General features: G+C 70.2%; 15 protein-coding genes. 6 read left to right on the top strand and 9 right to left on the bottom strand.

Annotation, left to right across the window (positions count from 1 at the left end; genetic code table 11):
• Positions 1-18 precede the first annotated feature (18 nt).
• Entirely contained in the window at positions 19-1,188 is a 1,170-nt protein-coding gene (locus ABD908_RS01115; RefSeq protein WP_344989666.1) for a pyridoxal phosphate-dependent aminotransferase, read from the top strand.
• Here ABD908_RS01115 and ABD908_RS01110 read toward each other — a convergent pair.
• Complete coding sequence (locus ABD908_RS01110; RefSeq protein ID WP_344989663.1) at positions 1,181-2,167, bottom strand: LLM class F420-dependent oxidoreductase; 987 nt, start codon at positions 2,165-2,167, stop codon at positions 1,181-1,183. The two genes, ABD908_RS01115 and ABD908_RS01110, sit on opposite strands and share 8 nt — an antisense overlap.
• 63 nt (positions 2,168-2,230) lie before the next feature.
• Between ABD908_RS01110 and ABD908_RS01105 the strand changes: the two genes are divergently transcribed.
• Positions 2,231-2,812 (top strand): alpha-ketoglutarate-dependent dioxygenase AlkB, encoded by a 582-nt coding sequence (locus ABD908_RS01105; protein WP_385922750.1) that lies wholly within the window; start codon positions 2,231-2,233, stop codon positions 2,810-2,812.
• A 6-nt stretch (positions 2,813-2,818) separates the two neighbouring features.
• Here ABD908_RS01105 and ABD908_RS01100 read toward each other — a convergent pair whose 3' ends face one another.
• The gene (locus ABD908_RS01100; protein ID WP_344989658.1) at positions 2,819-3,694 is read right to left on the bottom strand and encodes an oxidoreductase; all 876 of its coding nucleotides are present in this window, start codon (positions 3,692-3,694) and stop codon (positions 2,819-2,821) included.
• A 125-nt stretch (positions 3,695-3,819) separates the two neighbouring features.
• Between ABD908_RS01100 and ABD908_RS01095 the strand changes: the two genes are divergently transcribed.
• A complete protein-coding gene (locus ABD908_RS01095; protein WP_344989655.1) occupies positions 3,820-4,536 on the top strand; it encodes a GntR family transcriptional regulator in 717 nt (238 codons plus the stop codon).
• A 6-nt stretch (positions 4,537-4,542) separates the two neighbouring features.
• Here ABD908_RS01095 and ABD908_RS01090 read toward each other — a convergent pair whose 3' ends face one another.
• A complete protein-coding gene (locus tag ABD908_RS01090; protein ID WP_344989652.1) occupies positions 4,543-4,998 on the bottom strand; it encodes a PTS sugar transporter subunit IIA in 456 nt (151 codons plus the stop codon).
• A gap of 16 nt (positions 4,999-5,014) precedes the next feature.
• Positions 5,015-5,242 (bottom strand): PTS sugar transporter subunit IIB, encoded by a 228-nt coding sequence (locus ABD908_RS01085; protein WP_344989649.1) that lies wholly within the window; start codon positions 5,240-5,242, stop codon positions 5,015-5,017.
• A gap of 90 nt (positions 5,243-5,332) precedes the next feature.
• Between ABD908_RS01085 and ABD908_RS01080 the strand changes: the two genes are divergently transcribed.
• The 3 genes from ABD908_RS01080 to ABD908_RS01070 are packed head-to-tail and all read left to right on the top strand — an operon-like array spanning position 5,333 to position 8,764.
• On the top strand, positions 5,333-6,583 hold the full coding sequence (locus tag ABD908_RS01080; RefSeq protein WP_344989646.1) for a PTS transporter subunit EIIC: 1,251 nt from the start codon (positions 5,333-5,335) through the stop codon (positions 6,581-6,583).
• 8 nt (positions 6,584-6,591) lie between these two features.
• Positions 6,592-7,770: an N-acetylglucosamine-6-phosphate deacetylase gene (locus tag ABD908_RS01075; protein ID WP_385924533.1), complete on the top strand. Its 1,179-nt coding sequence runs from the start codon at positions 6,592-6,594 to the stop codon at positions 7,768-7,770.
• A gap of 40 nt (positions 7,771-7,810) precedes the next feature.
• Positions 7,811-8,764 carry a threo-3-hydroxy-L-aspartate ammonia-lyase gene (locus ABD908_RS01070; RefSeq protein WP_344989640.1) on the top strand — a complete coding sequence of 318 codons (954 nt, stop codon included), beginning with the start codon at positions 7,811-7,813 and terminating at the stop codon, positions 8,762-8,764.
• Between the two features lie 142 nt (positions 8,765-8,906).
• Here ABD908_RS01070 and ABD908_RS01065 read toward each other — a convergent pair whose 3' ends face one another.
• From ABD908_RS01065 to ABD908_RS01045, 5 genes are all read right to left on the bottom strand, one after another.
• On the bottom strand, positions 8,907-11,072 hold the full coding sequence (locus tag ABD908_RS01065; protein WP_344989637.1) for an HNH endonuclease signature motif containing protein: 2,166 nt from the start codon (positions 11,070-11,072) through the stop codon (positions 8,907-8,909).
• Positions 11,073-11,161: 89 nt separating this feature from the next.
• The gene (locus ABD908_RS01060; protein WP_344989634.1) at positions 11,162-11,788 is read right to left on the bottom strand and encodes an MSMEG_1061 family FMN-dependent PPOX-type flavoprotein; all 627 of its coding nucleotides are present in this window, start codon (positions 11,786-11,788) and stop codon (positions 11,162-11,164) included.
• A 40-nt stretch (positions 11,789-11,828) separates the two neighbouring features.
• The gene (locus tag ABD908_RS01055) at positions 11,829-12,632 is read right to left on the bottom strand and encodes an amino acid ABC transporter ATP-binding protein (protein WP_344989631.1); all 804 of its coding nucleotides are present in this window, start codon (positions 12,630-12,632) and stop codon (positions 11,829-11,831) included.
• A complete protein-coding gene (locus ABD908_RS01050; protein WP_344989628.1) occupies positions 12,629-14,083 on the bottom strand; it encodes an ABC transporter permease subunit in 1,455 nt (484 codons plus the stop codon). The genes ABD908_RS01055 and ABD908_RS01050 overlap by 4 nt, the downstream gene beginning before the upstream one ends.
• A complete protein-coding gene (locus ABD908_RS01045; protein ID WP_344989625.1) occupies positions 14,080-15,507 on the bottom strand; it encodes an amidase in 1,428 nt (475 codons plus the stop codon). The genes ABD908_RS01050 and ABD908_RS01045 overlap by 4 nt, the downstream gene beginning before the upstream one ends.
• Positions 15,508-15,664 lie beyond the last annotated feature (157 nt).

Below are 15,664 nucleotides of genomic sequence, written 5' to 3'. Positions count from 1 at the left end.
CGAGCTACAGTGCGTTGCATGCGCACCGTGGCCCGCCTCCAGCCGTTCACGTCGACGATCTTCGCCGAGATGTCCGCGCTCGCCGTCCGCGCGGGCGCGATCAACCTGGGCCAGGGCTTCCCCGACACCGACGGGCCCCAGGGGATGCTGGACGCCGCGCAGAAGGCGATCGCGTCGGGGATGAACCAGTACCCGCCCGGCGACGGCCTGCCGGAGCTGCGCCGCGCGGTGTCCGAGCAGGTCCGCCGCGAGTACGGCCTCGAGTACGACCCCGACGGGGAGGTGCTGGTCACCGTCGGCGCGTCCGAGGGCATCGCCGCAGCCGTGCTGGGCCTGGTCGAGCCCGGCCGCGAGGTGATCCTGATCGAGCCGTTCTACGACTCCTACGCGGCGACGGTCGCGCTGGCCGGCGCGCGGCGACGGGTGGTGCCGCTGGTCGTGTCCGAAGGGCGGTACGTGCTCGACCCGGAGATGTTGCGCGCGGCGGTCACCCCCGCCACCGTCGCCATCATCGTGAACTCGCCGCACAACCCCACCGGCACGGTGCTGTCGGACGTCGATCTGAACCTGGTCGCCGACGTGTGCCGTGAGCACGACCTGATCGCGATCACCGACGAGGTATACGAGTACCTGCTCTTCGACGGACGCCGGCAGCACCCGATCGCCTCGCTCCCCGGGATGCGCGAACGCACCGTCCGGATCTCGGGCGCCGCCAAGACGTTCAACGTGACCGGCTGGAAGATCGGCTGGATCACCGCGCCGCGCGAGCTGGTGGACGCGTGCCGCGCCGCCAAGCAGTGGCTCACGTACACCGGCGCGACGCCGCTGCAGGCGGCCGTGGCGCACGCGCTCGACGCCGAGCGCGACTGGCTCACCACGACGCCCATCGCACTGCAGTCGGCGCGCGACCTGCTCACCCGCGCCCTCGACGAGGTCGGCTTCGCCGTACATCCCTCGGAGGGGACGTATTTCGTGTGTGCCGACCCGCGCCCGCTGGGCTACGACGATGCCGCCACGCTGTGCCGGGAGCTGCCCGCGCGGGTCGGCGTGGCCGCCGTCCCCGTCAGCGCCCTCGCCGACGACATGGATCGGTGGGCCCACGTCGTCCGGTTCGCGTTCAGCAAGCGGCCGGACGTGCTGGCACGCGCCGCCGAGCGCCTGCATGCGCTGCGCCCGGCGCTCAGCTGAACTGCGGGATCACCTCCCGCGCGAACCGCTCCACGCCGGAGAGATCATGCGCGGCATCCGGGAAGTAGCAGATCACGTAACCGAGCCCCAACGCCTCGAGTCGGCGCAGGTTCGCGACGATCTGCTCAGGGGTCCCCACGCCGGGCATCCCACGGTAGGAGCCGATCTCCCGCTCGGCGGCCTCCTCGGGCACGTGTGCTCGGAGGTGTGCGAGATGCGCGTCGACGCGGGCCTGCACCTGCTCCTCGGTGCTCTCGATCATGATGTTGTAGTTCGCGGAGCGGGTGATGGCAGTGAAGTCGGTGCCCACCTCGGCGCAGTGCTGCCGGAGGATCTCCGACTTGTGCGCGAAACCCTCGGGCGTGCCGTCGAAGTTGGTGTACTGCGCGTGCTTCGCGGCGATCCGGAGCGTCTTCTTCTCGCCGCCACCCGCGATCCACAGCGGGATCCCGCCGGGCTGCAACGGCTTCGGCTCGCAGATGGCACCGTCCACCTGGTAGTACCGGCCGTCCAGCGTCGAGCGCCCCGCGGACCACGCCTGCCGCATGATCTGCACGCCCTCGTCGAGCCGGCCCAGCCGCTCGCCCGCCGACGGGAACCCGTAACCGTAGGCGCGCCATTCGTGCTCGTACCAGCCGCCGCCGATGCCCATCTGGGCGCGCCCGCCCGAGATGACGTCGACGGTGGCGGCCACCTTCGCGAGGTACGCCGGGTTGCGGTAGCCCATCGCGGTGCACATCTGCCCCAGCTTGACGTTCTGCGTGGTCGCCGCGAACGCCGACATGAGCGCCCACGCCTCGTGTGTCGCCTGGTCGGTGGGGTACGGATTGGTGTGGAAGTGGTCGTACACCCAGATCGAGTCCCACGGCCCGGTGTCGGCGACCTGAGCGACACCGTGCATCGCGGCCCACTGCCGCTCGGGGTCGATGCCCACCAGATCGAGTCGCCAGCCCTGCGGAATGAACAGTCCGAATCGCATGCGGATCACGCTACGTGCGATGGCCGGGACCGTGGGCGCCGACTCGGAGGTAACGTGGAGGCCGTGCAGGAAAGTCTGTTCGATATTGCAGCGGACCGTCGCAACCTGGGCGATGGCGCATGGGTCGAGCTGCGCACGAGGTGGCTACCGAGCGCCGGCAGTGTGTTCGAGACCCTTCGAGACGAGGTGCCGTGGTACGGCGAGCGACGACGGATGTACGACCGGATCGTGGACACCCCGCGGCTGCTGAAGTTCTACGAGGCGGGCGCCGCCCTGCCGCATCCGGCGCTCGCGGCCGCACGCGACCGGCTCTCCCGGGATTTCTGGGCCGACCTACACGAGCCGCTGACGTCGGTGGGGCTGTGCTACTACCGCGACGGCGACGACTCCGTTGCCTGGCACGGCGACACGATCGGCAGGGGCGCGACCCACGACACCGTCGTCGCCATCGTGTCGCTCGGGGCGACGCGGCCGTTCCTGCTGCGGCCCCGCGGCGGCGGGGCGTCGACGAGACTCAGTGTGGGCCACGGCGATCTGCTGGTGATGGGCGGGTCATGCCAGCGCACGTGGGAGCACGCCGTCCCCAAGCAGCCGGGCGCCGGGCCGCGGATCAGCCTGCAGTTCCGTCCGCGTGGCGTGCGGTAGCCGGGCTCAGATACGGAACCGCACGCCCGTCAGGTCCTCGGACAGTGTCCACAGCTTCGCCGCGACGTCGGTGTTTCGGGCGGCGCGGGACGATCCCGACGGCCCCGGGGCGCCGCGCATCCCGAACAGCGCCTTCGGCCCGTAGAACCCGCCGCTGCGGGCATCGGGCGAGACCGCCGCGTACAGGCTGGGGCGGGCGCCGTCATCGGCCGACTGCGCGAGCAACCGGTTGCCGAGCTCCATGATCGGGTTCAGGATCGAGGTGTTACGGGTCTGCAGCGCGGTGGCCGCGTAGCCGGGGTGGGCGGCGACGGCCCGGACGGTGGACCCGGCAGCGTCGAGCCTGCGCGCGAGCTCGAACGAGAACATGAGGTCGGCGAGCTTGGACTGTGCGTAGGCGGACCACCGCTCGTACCGCCGTCGCTCGTAGTCGGGGTCGACCAGATCGATCGACCCGAACTGGTGCGCCAGCGAGCTGAGCACCACCACCCGGTCGGCGATCCGATCGAGCAGCAGCCCCGTCAGCGCGAAGTGGCCCAGGTGGTTGGTGCCGAACTGCAGCTCGAACCCGTCGCGGGTGCGGCGCAGCGGCGGCGCCATCACGCCGGCGTTGTTGATCAGCACGTCGATGTCGCCGGCCACAGCGGCGAACTCGCGCACGGAGGCCAGGTCGGCGAGGTCCAGCCGGCGCACCGACGCGCGGGTGCCGATCTCGCGGGCGACCGGCTGCGCCTTGAGCACGTCGCGACACGCGAGGGTCACCGTCGCCCCCGCCCTGCCGAGGGCCAGCGCGGTCGCGCGTCCCAGGCCGGAGTTGGCGCCCGTCACCACGAAGTGGCGGCCCGTCTGGTCGGGGATATCTGCTGCGTTCCATGCACCCACGACCGCGAATCTAGCCGTGCCGGCCCGCGCGCCGGACGCCGAGGTGGCCGGGGCGTCTGCAGCGGAGGTCACAGTGTGGTCAAACCCGATGATTGGTCATGACAATATGTGACAGCATGTTCGGCATGATCGAAGACGGCACCGTGCCGAAGCACGAGCAGCTCCGCGTCATCCTGGAGGCCCGCTGCCGTGACGACCTCGCGCCCGGCGACATGCTGCCGAGCGAACGGCAGCTGTGCCTCGACTACGGGGTCAGCCGGATCACGGTGCGAGAGGCCCTGGGCCAGATGGTGTCCGACGGACACCTGGTGCGGATCCGGGGGAAGGGCACGTTCGTGGCCGAGCGTCACGCGCGCTCGCGGCTGCACCTCGCATCGTTCCATGAGGACATGCGCAGGCTCGGCCGCAACCCCACCACGGTCGTCCTGCAGACCGAGCTGCGCGTACCGACACCGTCGACCACCGCCGCGCTGGCACTGCGTGCGAACGAGAAGGCGTACCACGTCAAGCGGCTGCGGCTGGCCGACGGGAACCCCATCTCCATCGATGATGCCTGGTACACCGCGGCACTGGTCCCCAACCTGGACAGGTACGACCTGTCGCAGTCGATCTACCAGCTGCTGAAGGTGCGGTATCACCGCCCCATCGACCACGCCGAGCAGACGATCAGCGCCGAGGCGGCCGACAAGGACAAGTCGACGCTGCTGCGGGTCCCCAAGGGGGCCCCGCTACTCGCGTTCGACCGGATCTCGTACGCCGGCGAGCATCGGATCGAGCACTGCTGGTCGTGGTACCGGTCGGACATGTACCAGGTGCAGATGACGGTCACCGACCCCGGCTGACCGCGGTCAAGCGCGGAACAGCACCTCACCGGCGGCGACGAGCCGCTCCGCCGGGTCGGGCACCGCGCCCGGCGCCGAGTCCATCAGCACCACGGGACACACTGCGCTCAGGCCGCGCGCGCGGACCGCGGCCGGGTCGAAGTCGATCAGCGGGTCGCCGGCCCGCACCACGGCCCGCTCGGTGGTGCGCGGGGTGAGCCCCTCGCCCCGCAGCCCGACGGTGTCGATGCCCACGTGCACCAGCACGGCCACCCCGCCCGCGCCGAGCACGACAACGGCGTGTGGGTGCAGTTTGAGCACCGTCCCGTCGAGCGGGGCGCCGACGGTGACCGCGCCCTCTCCCGTCGGTTCGATCGCGACGCCGGAGCCCACGAGCTGCCCCGCGAACACCGGGTCCGGGACGGCCGAGAGCGGGATCAGGCGCCCGGCGAGCGGTGCCAACACATCCGCGCGATCGGTCACAGGAGGCGCCCGGCGGTCACAGTAGGTCCCGAACATCCTCCGCGAGCGCGTCGGCCGTGGGGCCCACCACGACCTGGACTGCGGAGCCGGACACCATGACCCCGTGCGACAGCTTCTTGAGCGCGCCCTGGTCCACCCCGGTCGGATCCGCAACCTCGCAGCGCAGTCGGGTGATGCAGCCCTCCACCTCGAGGATGTTCTTCGCGCCTCCGAGTCCCGCGACGATGTCCTCCGCCTTGCCCATACCCGTGAACTCCCTTCGCCGAACGCCCTGCACCGGAACGCTACTGGTAATAACCTGCACGCACAGCGTTGCCAGCGAACAGGAGTCGAAATGAGCCCCTCCGCCGGGTCCGGTATATCAGCACGGCGGCTGGATATCTCCGGTCTCCAGAAACTCGGACGGTCGCTGATGCTACCGATCGCCGTCCTACCCGCGGCGGGTCTGCTGTTGCGACTGGGCCAGGACGACATGCTCGGCCGATTCTCGTCGATGAAGACCGCCGCCGCCGTCATCGGAGGCGCGGGCGACGCGGTGATCTCCAACCTGCCGCTGCTGTTCGCCGTCGGCATCGCGATCGGCTGGGCCAAGAAGGCCGACGGCTCCACGGCGCTCGCCGCGCTGGTCGGCTACCTCGCGTTCCAGGCGGTCGAGAAGGCGATGTCGCCGGTGGTGCTGACCGGCGAGGTGGATCAGAACGGCGCCCAGACTCAGGTCGACTTCGGGGTCCTCGGCGGCATCGTCATCGGCCTGATGTCCGCGACGCTGTGGCAGCGGTACCACCGCACGACGCTGCCCGACTACATCGGCTTCTTCAGCGGCCGCCGGCTCATCCCGATCCTCACCGCCGTGGGTGCGATCGCGGCTGGGGTCGTGATGTCGTTCGTCTACCCCGCCTTCAACTGGGTCCTCACGCGTCTGGGTAGCTGGGTCTCGCACAACGAGGTGGTGGGTGGCGGCGTGTTCGGCGTGGCCAACCGCCTGCTGCTGCCACTCGGCCTGCACCACATCATCAACTCGGTCGTCTGGTTCATCATCGGCGACTACCGGTCCGGCGGCCAGATCTACCACGGGGACATCGCGCGCTTCCTCCACGGCGACCCCACCGCGGGCACCTTCATGACCGGCTTCTTCCCGATCATGATGTTCGGGCTGCCCGGCGCCGCCCTCGCGATCTACCGGTGTGCCAAGCCCGAGAACCGCCGCGTCGTCGGCGGCGTCATGCTGTCGGTGGCGCTCACCAGCTTCTTCACCGGCATCACCGAGCCGCTCGAGTTCTCGTTCGTGTTCGTCGCGTGGCCGCTACTCCTGCTGCACGCGCTGCTCACCGGCACATCGCTGATGCTGTGCAACGCACTCGGGATCCACGACGGCTTCACGTTCTCGGCGGGCTTCATCGACTACGTCGTCAACTTCGGGAAATCGGCCGAGATGCACGGCGGTACCAACCCGATCTGGCTGATCCCTATCGGACTCGGATACTCGGTGGTCTACTTCTTCTCGTTCAGCTTCATCATCCGCCGGTGGAACCTGAAGACCAGCGGCCGCGAGGACGACGAGATCGAGGAGGCCACCACGCCATGACCGAGCCGATGATCCTGCGCGGCACGGTGGTCACCCGCGACGGGCTGATCGCCGACGGCGTCGTCTCCGTCTCGGGCGAGTTCATCGACTGGGTGGGTCCCACAGCCGCCTTCCCGGGCGGGGGTGCCGACGGTGCCGGTGCGAACCCGGCGGTGCCGCCACCGTCGGACTCGGTGCTGGTGCCGGGCATGGTCGACGTGCACTGCCACGGCGGCGGGGGCTACGGCTTCCCCGACTCCCCCGCCGACGGTGCCCGCTACGCCGCCCGGCATCACCTCCGGCGGGGAACCACCACGCTGCTCGCCTCGCTGGTCTCCGCGTCGCCGGAGAGGCTGCTGGAGCGGATCGCGATGCTGTCACCGCTGGTCGACGACGGCACTGTCGCCGGGCTGCACCTCGAGGGACCGTTCCTGGCTACCGAGTGCTGCGGCGCGCAGGACCCGCGGTTCATCATCGACGGCGACCCCGAGCTCCTGGCCCGGCTGCTGGCGGCGGGCGGCGGGCGCATCCGGTCGATGACGGTGGCGCCCGAGACCCCGCACTTCGCGGAGCTCGCGATGGCGCTGACGGCCGCCGGCGCCGTGGTGTCCGTGGGCCACACCGCCGGCGACTTCGACACCGTCACGGCCGGGATCGCCGGGGCCGGTGGACCGGTCAGCATCACGCACCTGTTCAACGGGATGAAGCCCATGCACCACCGCGACCCCGGGGCGGTCGCGGCGTCGCTCGCCGCCGCGTCCCGCGGCGCGGCGGTGGCCGAGCTGATCGGAGACGGCGTGCACCTGGCCGCGGGCACCGTCGCCCTCGTGCTCGCCGCCGCGGGCGCCGACCACACCGCCTTCGTCTCCGACGCCATGCAGGCCGCAGGCATGCCGGATGGGCAGTACCGGCTGGGCCCGCTCGACGTGACGGTGGGCGGTGGCGTGGCGCGGCTGACCACCGAGGACGGCTCGCCCGGCGCTATCGCCGGCGGCACGTCGTCGGTGCTGGACGTCTTCGCGCGGGCGGTGCGGCTGTCCGGGGCGAGCCTGGTGGAGGCAGCCCGGGCTGGAGCGACCACCCCCGCCCGGTTGCTGGGGCTGACCGATCGAGGCGCGCTGGCCGCCGGCCTGCGGGCGGACGTACTCGAGCTGGATCCGGATCTCACGCTGCGCCAAGTGATCCGCGGCGGGACGCCGGTCGAGTAGACCGCGCTTCGCACGTGCAGGCCGCGTAGTGTTCGCGGGCATGGAGGAACCGACGCTCGACGACATCCGCGCCGCCGCCGCCCGCCTCGCCGGGGTCGCGCATCGGACCCCGGTCCTGAGCAGCCGCCGCGTCGACGAAGCCGTGGGCGCGTCGCTGTTCTTCAAGTGCGAGAACTTTCAGCGCGCAGGCGCTTTCAAGTTCCGCGGCGCGTACAACGCGGTCGCCTCGCTGCCCGACGATGTGCGTTCGCGCGGCGTCGTGACGTTCAGCTCCGGCAATCACGCGCAGGCACTGGCACTCGCGGCCCGGCTGCACGGGGTTCCCGCGACGATCGTGATGCCCAGCGATGCACCGGCGGCGAAGCGAGCCGCAACAGAAGGCTACGGAGCGCGGGTCGTCGAGTACGACAGGTACACGCAGGACCGCGCGGCGATCGCGCGAGACCTGGCGGAATCCGCTGGGGCCGCCGTGGTCCCACCGTTCGACCACCCCGCGGTGATGGCCGGGCAGGGCACCGCTGCGCTCGAGTTGCTGGAGGAGACCGGCCCGTTGGATCTGCTGTTCTGCCCGCTCGGCGGCGGCGGGTTGCTGTCGGGAACGCTGCTGGCGGTGCACGGGACATCGCCCAGCACAAGGGTTTACGGTGTGGAGCCCACGGCGGGTGACGACGGCCGGCGATCGCTCGTTGCGGGCCGCATAGTCACGATCGAGACGCCGCGCACCATCGCCGACGGTGCCCAGACCCCCGCGCTCGGCGCACTCACCTTCCCAGTGATCGCGCGCCTCGCGGCGGGGGTAGTGACCGCCACCGACGACGAATTGATCGTGGGCGTGCGGGATTTCGCCCTCACCCTGAAGGCTGTGATCGAACCCACCGGTGCGCTCGGCTTCGCCGCAGCCCGCCGCGAGGCGGCGGGATCGGGCCTGCGGGTCGGGGTCATCGTGTCCGGCGGCAACATCGACCCCACGCGCCTCGCCGCGTATCTACAGTGAGCCCGGTGCAGCGAGTCCCTGCAGCTGGGTCGATGCAGCTGGGTCGATGCAGCTGGGTCGATGCAGCTGGGCCACGCGCACTAGGCCCGGCGCAGAGCCCTGCGCCGGCCTAACGTTCGTCCGACCCACGCGGCCCGCGCCGTCAGAAGGGCGGTGGTCCGTCCGCCTCGTTCGGTGGCTCGGCATCGGGCTGACGCGGCCTCGGCGGCGGGGGTGGTGGTTCTCGGAAGTTCCGCTCGGCGGCTTCGCATTGCCAGACCCAGCGGATGCGGTCCCACTCGTAGTCATCGAGGTCGTCGCAGTACTCGGCGATGGCGTGGTCGTAGATCCGCTTCTGTTCCTCGTACTCCGTGAGGCGATACTGTTCCGCGGCCCGCTGCTCGGCCTCGTGGATCAGTCGGGCGTTCTCGTTGACCTGGTGCCGCTGCCGGCGAAGCCGTTCGGCCCGCTGGCTGCGCGGGGCGGATGCGGAGGGTTGCCCGTCGGCCGACGCGGGGGCCGCCCACGCCACATCGACCTGAGCGAACAGGTCGGGGAAGAGCGCCCGGACGACGGCGCCGGTGTCGCTGGTGAATCTCCGTCCGGTAGGGTCGGTCCAGTCGATGACCCCGGGGTGACCGGGGCGGGCAGTGCACGCCCAGTTGCCGAATGTCTTGAGCCGGTGATGTGCCGGGCAGAGCGGCTGCAGGTTCGAAGCGGCGGTCCGCCCGCCGACCGCGGGTTCGAGGTGGTCGTAGGCGATGCGGTGATCGATCTCGCACGCGGTGGCCGGGCGTGTACAACCAGGGAACACGCAGGTGGGGAACATGATTCGCACCAGGCGAGCCAGTGACGCGGACGGTCGGTACCCGACCGCAGCGGGCTTCGCGGACGTGAACGGTTCCGCCGCAGCAGGGTCCGTAGCATCTGCCGGTGCGGTGTCTGATGTAGTCGCGAGGGGCGCCGTCGCCTCGCGGTTCCACACCTCCGCACAGCCGGACACGACTTCGCCATCGGACACCGTCTGGCCGTCCAGCACTGCATCATCGTCCAGCACTGCATCATCGTCCAGCACTGCATCATCGTCGAGCACTGCATCATCGTCGAGCACTGCATCATCGTCGAGCACCGCCGCGTCGGTTGGCGCGGCCTGCGCGGCAAGGGCCTCGAATGCTGCGTCGAGGGTCTCTGCCGCCTCGGCATCGCCGTCTGAGACGATCGTCCCGTGTCCGAGGGGTGCATCCTCGGCGTGTTCGTCGGCTGCAGCAACGGGATCGGCCGCGGCGTCCGGCACACTCTCCGAGCCGGTCTCGCCGGGCACGGTGACCGGCCGCAGGCGCGCATCCGGCCGGGCGGCGAGGTCCCGGACATGTCCGGCGGAGATCACCCCATGACCCGCCAGATACCCCGGTTCCTCCCCGGTGCCAGCCACCGTGGACGCGGAAGCGACGACCAGGATCTCCACGATCGTGTCCAACCCCGCCCCGCCGCCGCGACGCCGCTCCCGCAGCGTGCAGTCCGCCAGCGGGCACTGGCAGCCCAGGGTCGAATAGCCCTCCAGCACCGCCATCAGAGCGTCCGCCCACAGCTGATCCCGGGTCCGCGGATCCTCGCGGCAGACGGTGCCGGCGAGCTTCTCCAACCGTCCGTGCACCTCCCGCGCCTCACTCGCGGTCAAATGGGCGTTCACCCAGGCCATCCCATCGAGGTCGGGGGTGAACTCCACCCTGCGGTCCAGCTTCGCCGTCTCGTGCTGCTGCTCCACCCCATCCAGATCGATCCGGTGCACCAACTGATCGCACAGGTCGATCAATTGCCCCTTGGAGAAGATCCGTTCCGGTTCCGCCTCCAACTCCCCGGCGAGCAGCGCATCGAAGCGGGCGACCTGCTCGACGTCGAGGATCCGAGACCGGTGCAAGATCAGCTCCACCCGGTAGTACGGGATCACCGCCAACCCGGCCAGAGCGAACACTCGCGGCAGGCGTTCAACGAGGGCCACGGCGGTGTCGATCTGCGCCCGCGCCGCGAACGTCGACACCCGCAGCCGGACCGCGATAGCCGCGTACATGTCGGCCTCCCGCACCGCCAACCCCCGACGCTTCCGCAGACCTTCGGCAGCCGTGGACTGGGGTGCGGAGAGGACCTCTTGTTCGATCCGCCCATACATCTCCTGATACAGCACATACAGGGCGACGATCCGGTGTCCCCATCCCAGAGCTTCGCCGACCACCCGCGCACGCAGCACATCCCCGGCGTCCGCCACGTCCCCCGCGGGAGCCAGAGCCGGGTCTGGCACCAGATGCGGTGCGAGGTGTTCGATCAGCTTCATAGGATCCACATTATCGTTCGATACGTGGCCCAGTCTGAAAAGTCACTGAGAATGTATGTTCGAATCGTCCGACGGACGCGATCACCCGCTCAGTAAAGTTGCTGCCGCTCGTACGCCTCGCCGTAGTAGCGATCGAGTTCCTCGAGCGAGTCTTCGGGACGCTCCAGCGCCTTCGCGATCACCGCACGCCGGGGCACGGCGTCACCGTCCCACCCGTCGGGGTCCCATGCCCGCGACCGCAGGAATGCCTTGCTGCAGTGGAAGAACACCTCGTCGATCGCGATCTCCGTGATCAACTGCGGCAGCCGGCCGTCCACCGCGAAGCGCTCGGCGTACGGCGCATCCGACAGGATCGTGGCGGTGCCGTTGATCCGCAGTGTGTCGCCACGCCCGGGTATCACGAACTCGACCGCGATATGGCTGTCCTGCAACATGTTCCGGAAGCCGTCGACACGACGGTTACCGGGGCGGTCGGGGAGCGCCACGGTGACGGGGTCCAGCACCAGGACCGAACCCGCAGGATCACCCTTCGGCGAGACGTCGAGGTTCCCCTCGGCGTCGGAGGTCGCCACGAAGTACAGCCGCGCTGCGGCGAGCCATTCGACGTGAACATCCGTCAGCTCGCGCCGGACCTTGTCCCTGACCCGGGGCACCGGATCGGAGACGATGGCGCGCAACTGGTCGAGCGTGGTCACCTCGGTCCGCCGGTGTGTCATGCGCCCACGGTAGGTGTCCGGCCCCGCCGCCGCCACCCGGTTATCCACTCGCCGCCGCCCCGTCGAGCGGATCGAGTATGCGGCGCAGGAACTCCCGCGTCCGTGGCTGCTTCGGCGCCCCGATCACCTCCGCCGGCGTCCCGGACTCGAGCACCACGCCGCCGTCCACGAACAGCACCTGGTCGGCCACCTGCCGGGCGAAGGCGATCTCGTGGGTCACCACGACCATCGTCCAGCCCTCCGCGGCGAGATCCTTCATCACCGAGAGGACGTCGCCCACCAGCTCCGGGTCGAGCGCCGAGGTCGGTTCGTCGAACAGCACCACCTTGGGCCGCAGCGCCAGCGCCCGGGCGATCCCGACGCGCTGCTGCTGCCCGCCCGACAACTCGTGCGGATACCGATCCGCGTGTTGGGCGAGCCCCACCCGGCCGAGCAGCTCGCGCGCGTGCTCCTCCGCCTCCGCGGCGGGCGTGCGCTGCACGACTATCGGGCCCTCGGTGACGTTCCGCAGCACGGTCAGATGCGGGAACAGGTTGTGCGATTGGAACACCATGGCGCTCTGCGATCGGAATCGCGCCAGCTCTGATCGGCCGGGGGCACGCGCCCCGAAGTCGACGGTGACGTCGCCGACGGTCACGGTGCCCGCGTCCGGCGTCTCCAGTGCATTCAGGGAGCGCAGCACCGTCGTCTTCCCGGAGCCGGACGGTCCGATGACCACCGTCACCGACCCCTCCGGCACGCGGAACTCGACTCCGCGCAGTACCACGGTGTCGCCGAACGACTTCCGCAGCCCGTTCACCACCACCAGATCACCGGCCGTGCCGCCGTCCGTATCCGCGCTCACCGTGCCACGTACCTCTCCAGTCGGGTCTCGAGCCGGCCCTGCACCAGCGAGAGCAGTTGGCAGATCACGAAGTAGTAGATCGCCGCCACCACGTACATCGCGAAGAAGTCGAACGTGGGGGCCGCGGCGATCTGCGCCTGCCGCAGCAGCTCGGTCACCAGGATGGTCGATGCCAGCGAGGTGTCCTTCACCAGCGAGATCAGCGTGTTGGCGAGCGGCGGGGTGGCGGTACGCGCAGCCTGCGGAAGGATGATGCGCCGCAACGACGTCCGGTAGTCCATACCGATGGTCGTGGCGGCCTCCCACTGCCCCTTGGGCACACCGCCGATCGAGGCCCGGATGATCTCGGCGGCGTAGCCGCCCACGTTGAGCGAGAACGCGATCGCCGCCGCGGGGAACGGGTTGATCACGATGTGCAGCCCGGGCAGCGCGTAGAAGATGATGAACAACTGGACCAACAGCGGCGTGCCGCGGATCACCGAGATGTACGCCCGGGCCAGGCCGCTGAGCAGCCGATTACCGGAGATGCGGGCCAATGCGACCAGCAGTGCGATCACCAGTCCCACCGCGAAGCTGATGATCGTGAGCGGGATGGTGTATTGCCCGGTGGCTCGTAACAGGGGAACAAGGTTGCGCCGCACCAGGTCCCACTTGCTCTCGGGCTTCACGGTAACCGCCGTCGCGCCGAAGTACTTGTCGTAGATCCGCTGGGCGGTGCCGTCGGCCTTGATCTCCGCGAGTGCCCGGTCGACCTCGGGCATCAGGCCGGACCCCTTGCGCGCCGCGAACGCGGACTGCCCCTTGTCGGGCGTGTCGCCCGCGATCTTGACCTTCGCGCCGGGATTGACCTTGAGGAAGTTGCGCACCACCAGACCGTCGTTGATGATCACGTCGACGCGCCCCTGGGCCAACAGGTTCGCCGCGTCGGTGAAGCTGTCGACGCCCACGATCTGCGCCCCCGCCTGCCGCGCGTCGTCGCCCCAGTTGCTGGTCAGGCTCTCGGCGGCCCGCTTGCCGCGGATATCGGCGAGCGAGTGGATGGAGTTCTCGTCCGAGCGCACGACGATCGAGCCGGTGGTGTCGATGTACGGGTCCGACAGGTCGTACTGTGCCTTCCGAGCGTCCGTTATCGTTACCTCGTTGGCCACCAGGTCGAACCGACCCGCGGCCAGCGCCGCGAACATGGAGTCCCACGGGGTCTCGACGAACTGCACACGGAGATGCAACTTGTCGGCCACGGCGGAGATCATGTCCACGTCGTACCCGGTGAGCTTCCCCGACTGGTCGTGGTAGCTGTAGACCTGGTACACCCCCTCGGTGCCCACCCGGAGCACGCCCGGAACGGGCAGCACCGGTGCGGCCTTCGGGTCGGCGAGCGCGGGCGCAGGCATGCCGATCGCCACGATGAGCAGGGCGACGACGGCGACCAGCAGGCCCCGCAGCCCCCTCACGTCCGGGCCTCCGGCCGCGCCCCGACGGGCACGCCTGCCAGCGTCGGGAACGGGGCGAGCGCCTCGAACTGGTACGCGGCGTCGAGCAGCGTCGCCTCGTCGCCGAATCCTCCCCACAGCTGCACGGAACCCGGTAGACCGCAGGGCATCTCCGTGTGCGGCAGGGATACAGCCGGAGCTCCCGAGAGGTTGTTGACGGGCGTGAAGCCGACGTAGTCCACGAGCCTGGCGAGCAACTCGTCGAACGGCTGGTCCGGGCGGTACTCGCCGAGCAGCGGCGGCGGTGTCGAGAGGACCGGGCTGAGCAACAGGTCGTAGGTGCCCAGCTGCTCGGCGTAGATCCGTGGCGTGTTGCGCAACCGCGCGACGGCGGGGCCCACGCGCCACGAGCTGCGCTTGAGCAGGCCGAGCAACCCGGTGGTGAACGGATCGAGGTCCGCGGGTCGGAAGTCGCGGCCGTGCGTCGCCTTCGACGCAGCCACCAGCGCCCCGGCGAGCGCCGCCCAGTACAGGGTGAAGTCCTCGATGAGTCGCGGATCGATCTGCAGATCAACGGGTTCCACGGTGTGGCCGGCGCCCGCGAACACCTGCGCCGCCGACTCGACGACCGCACGCACCTGCGGGTCCACGTCCCGGCCGCGGACGTCCCGGACCACGAGACCGATGCGCAGCCGACGCCCCGACGGACCGCGCACCAATCCAATCGGTGCGAGTCCCGCTGCCGGAGAGTAGGATTCGGCAGCGGCGAGATAGTGCGCGGTGTCCCGCACGGTGCGGGTGAGCACCCCCTCGGTCACCAGGTTGACGGGCAACTGCCGCGTGCCCGGCGCGTCCTGCATGCGCCCGCGCGACGGCTTCAGCCCCACCAGCCCGGCACACGCGGCCGGGATCCGGAGGGACCCGCCACCGTCGTTCCCGTGCGCGAGCGGCACCACGCCGGCGGCGACGAGGGCCGCGGCGCCTCCCGACGAGCCGCCGACCGACCGCTCGGGGTCCCACGGGTTCCGCGTGGCCGGGATCCCGGACGCGGATGCGTATTCCGTGCTCGCCGTGAGCCCGAACTCCGGCATCGTCGACTTGCCCAACGGCGTGAAGCCCTGCGCCAGGAGTTGACGCGCGGGGGCACTCGTCCGCCGGCTCGGCCGGTCGGCGAACGCCGCCGAACCGTAGCGCGTGGGCATGCCCGCCACGTCTGTGTTGTCCTTGACGTACGTCGGCACGCCCGCGAACAGCCCACCGGCGGCGGGCGCGGCCTCGTCGTAGCCGTCGTACGCGACGGCTTGTAGGCCGGCGAGGGTGTCGGCCCGTGCCAGGGCGGCGCGCGCCAGCTCGCGCGGGTGGACGGCGCCGGTGCGTACGGCCTCAGCGAGTCCGAGTGCGTCCGACTCACCGAGGGCGTCGTCCGTGAAGGCATGAGTGCGCATGGTGTCGTTCCTAGCATCCCGGGGTGCCGGCGCACACCATTCCGATCTTTCTTCAACCTGCGGGTTGAATGGCAAGGCCGACCGGTGTAGCGTTCGTATTCAATAGATCAGTTGAATACGAACGGTTCGAACGGCGGACCGGTCGAATACTGCCGAA

Origin of the sequence: Tsukamurella soli, from assembly GCF_039541155.1 — a bacterium.
In the GTDB taxonomy this organism is placed as follows: domain Bacteria; phylum Actinomycetota; class Actinomycetes; order Mycobacteriales; family Mycobacteriaceae; genus Tsukamurella; species Tsukamurella soli.
This window is presented reverse-complemented; position numbering and strand designations above follow the sequence as displayed.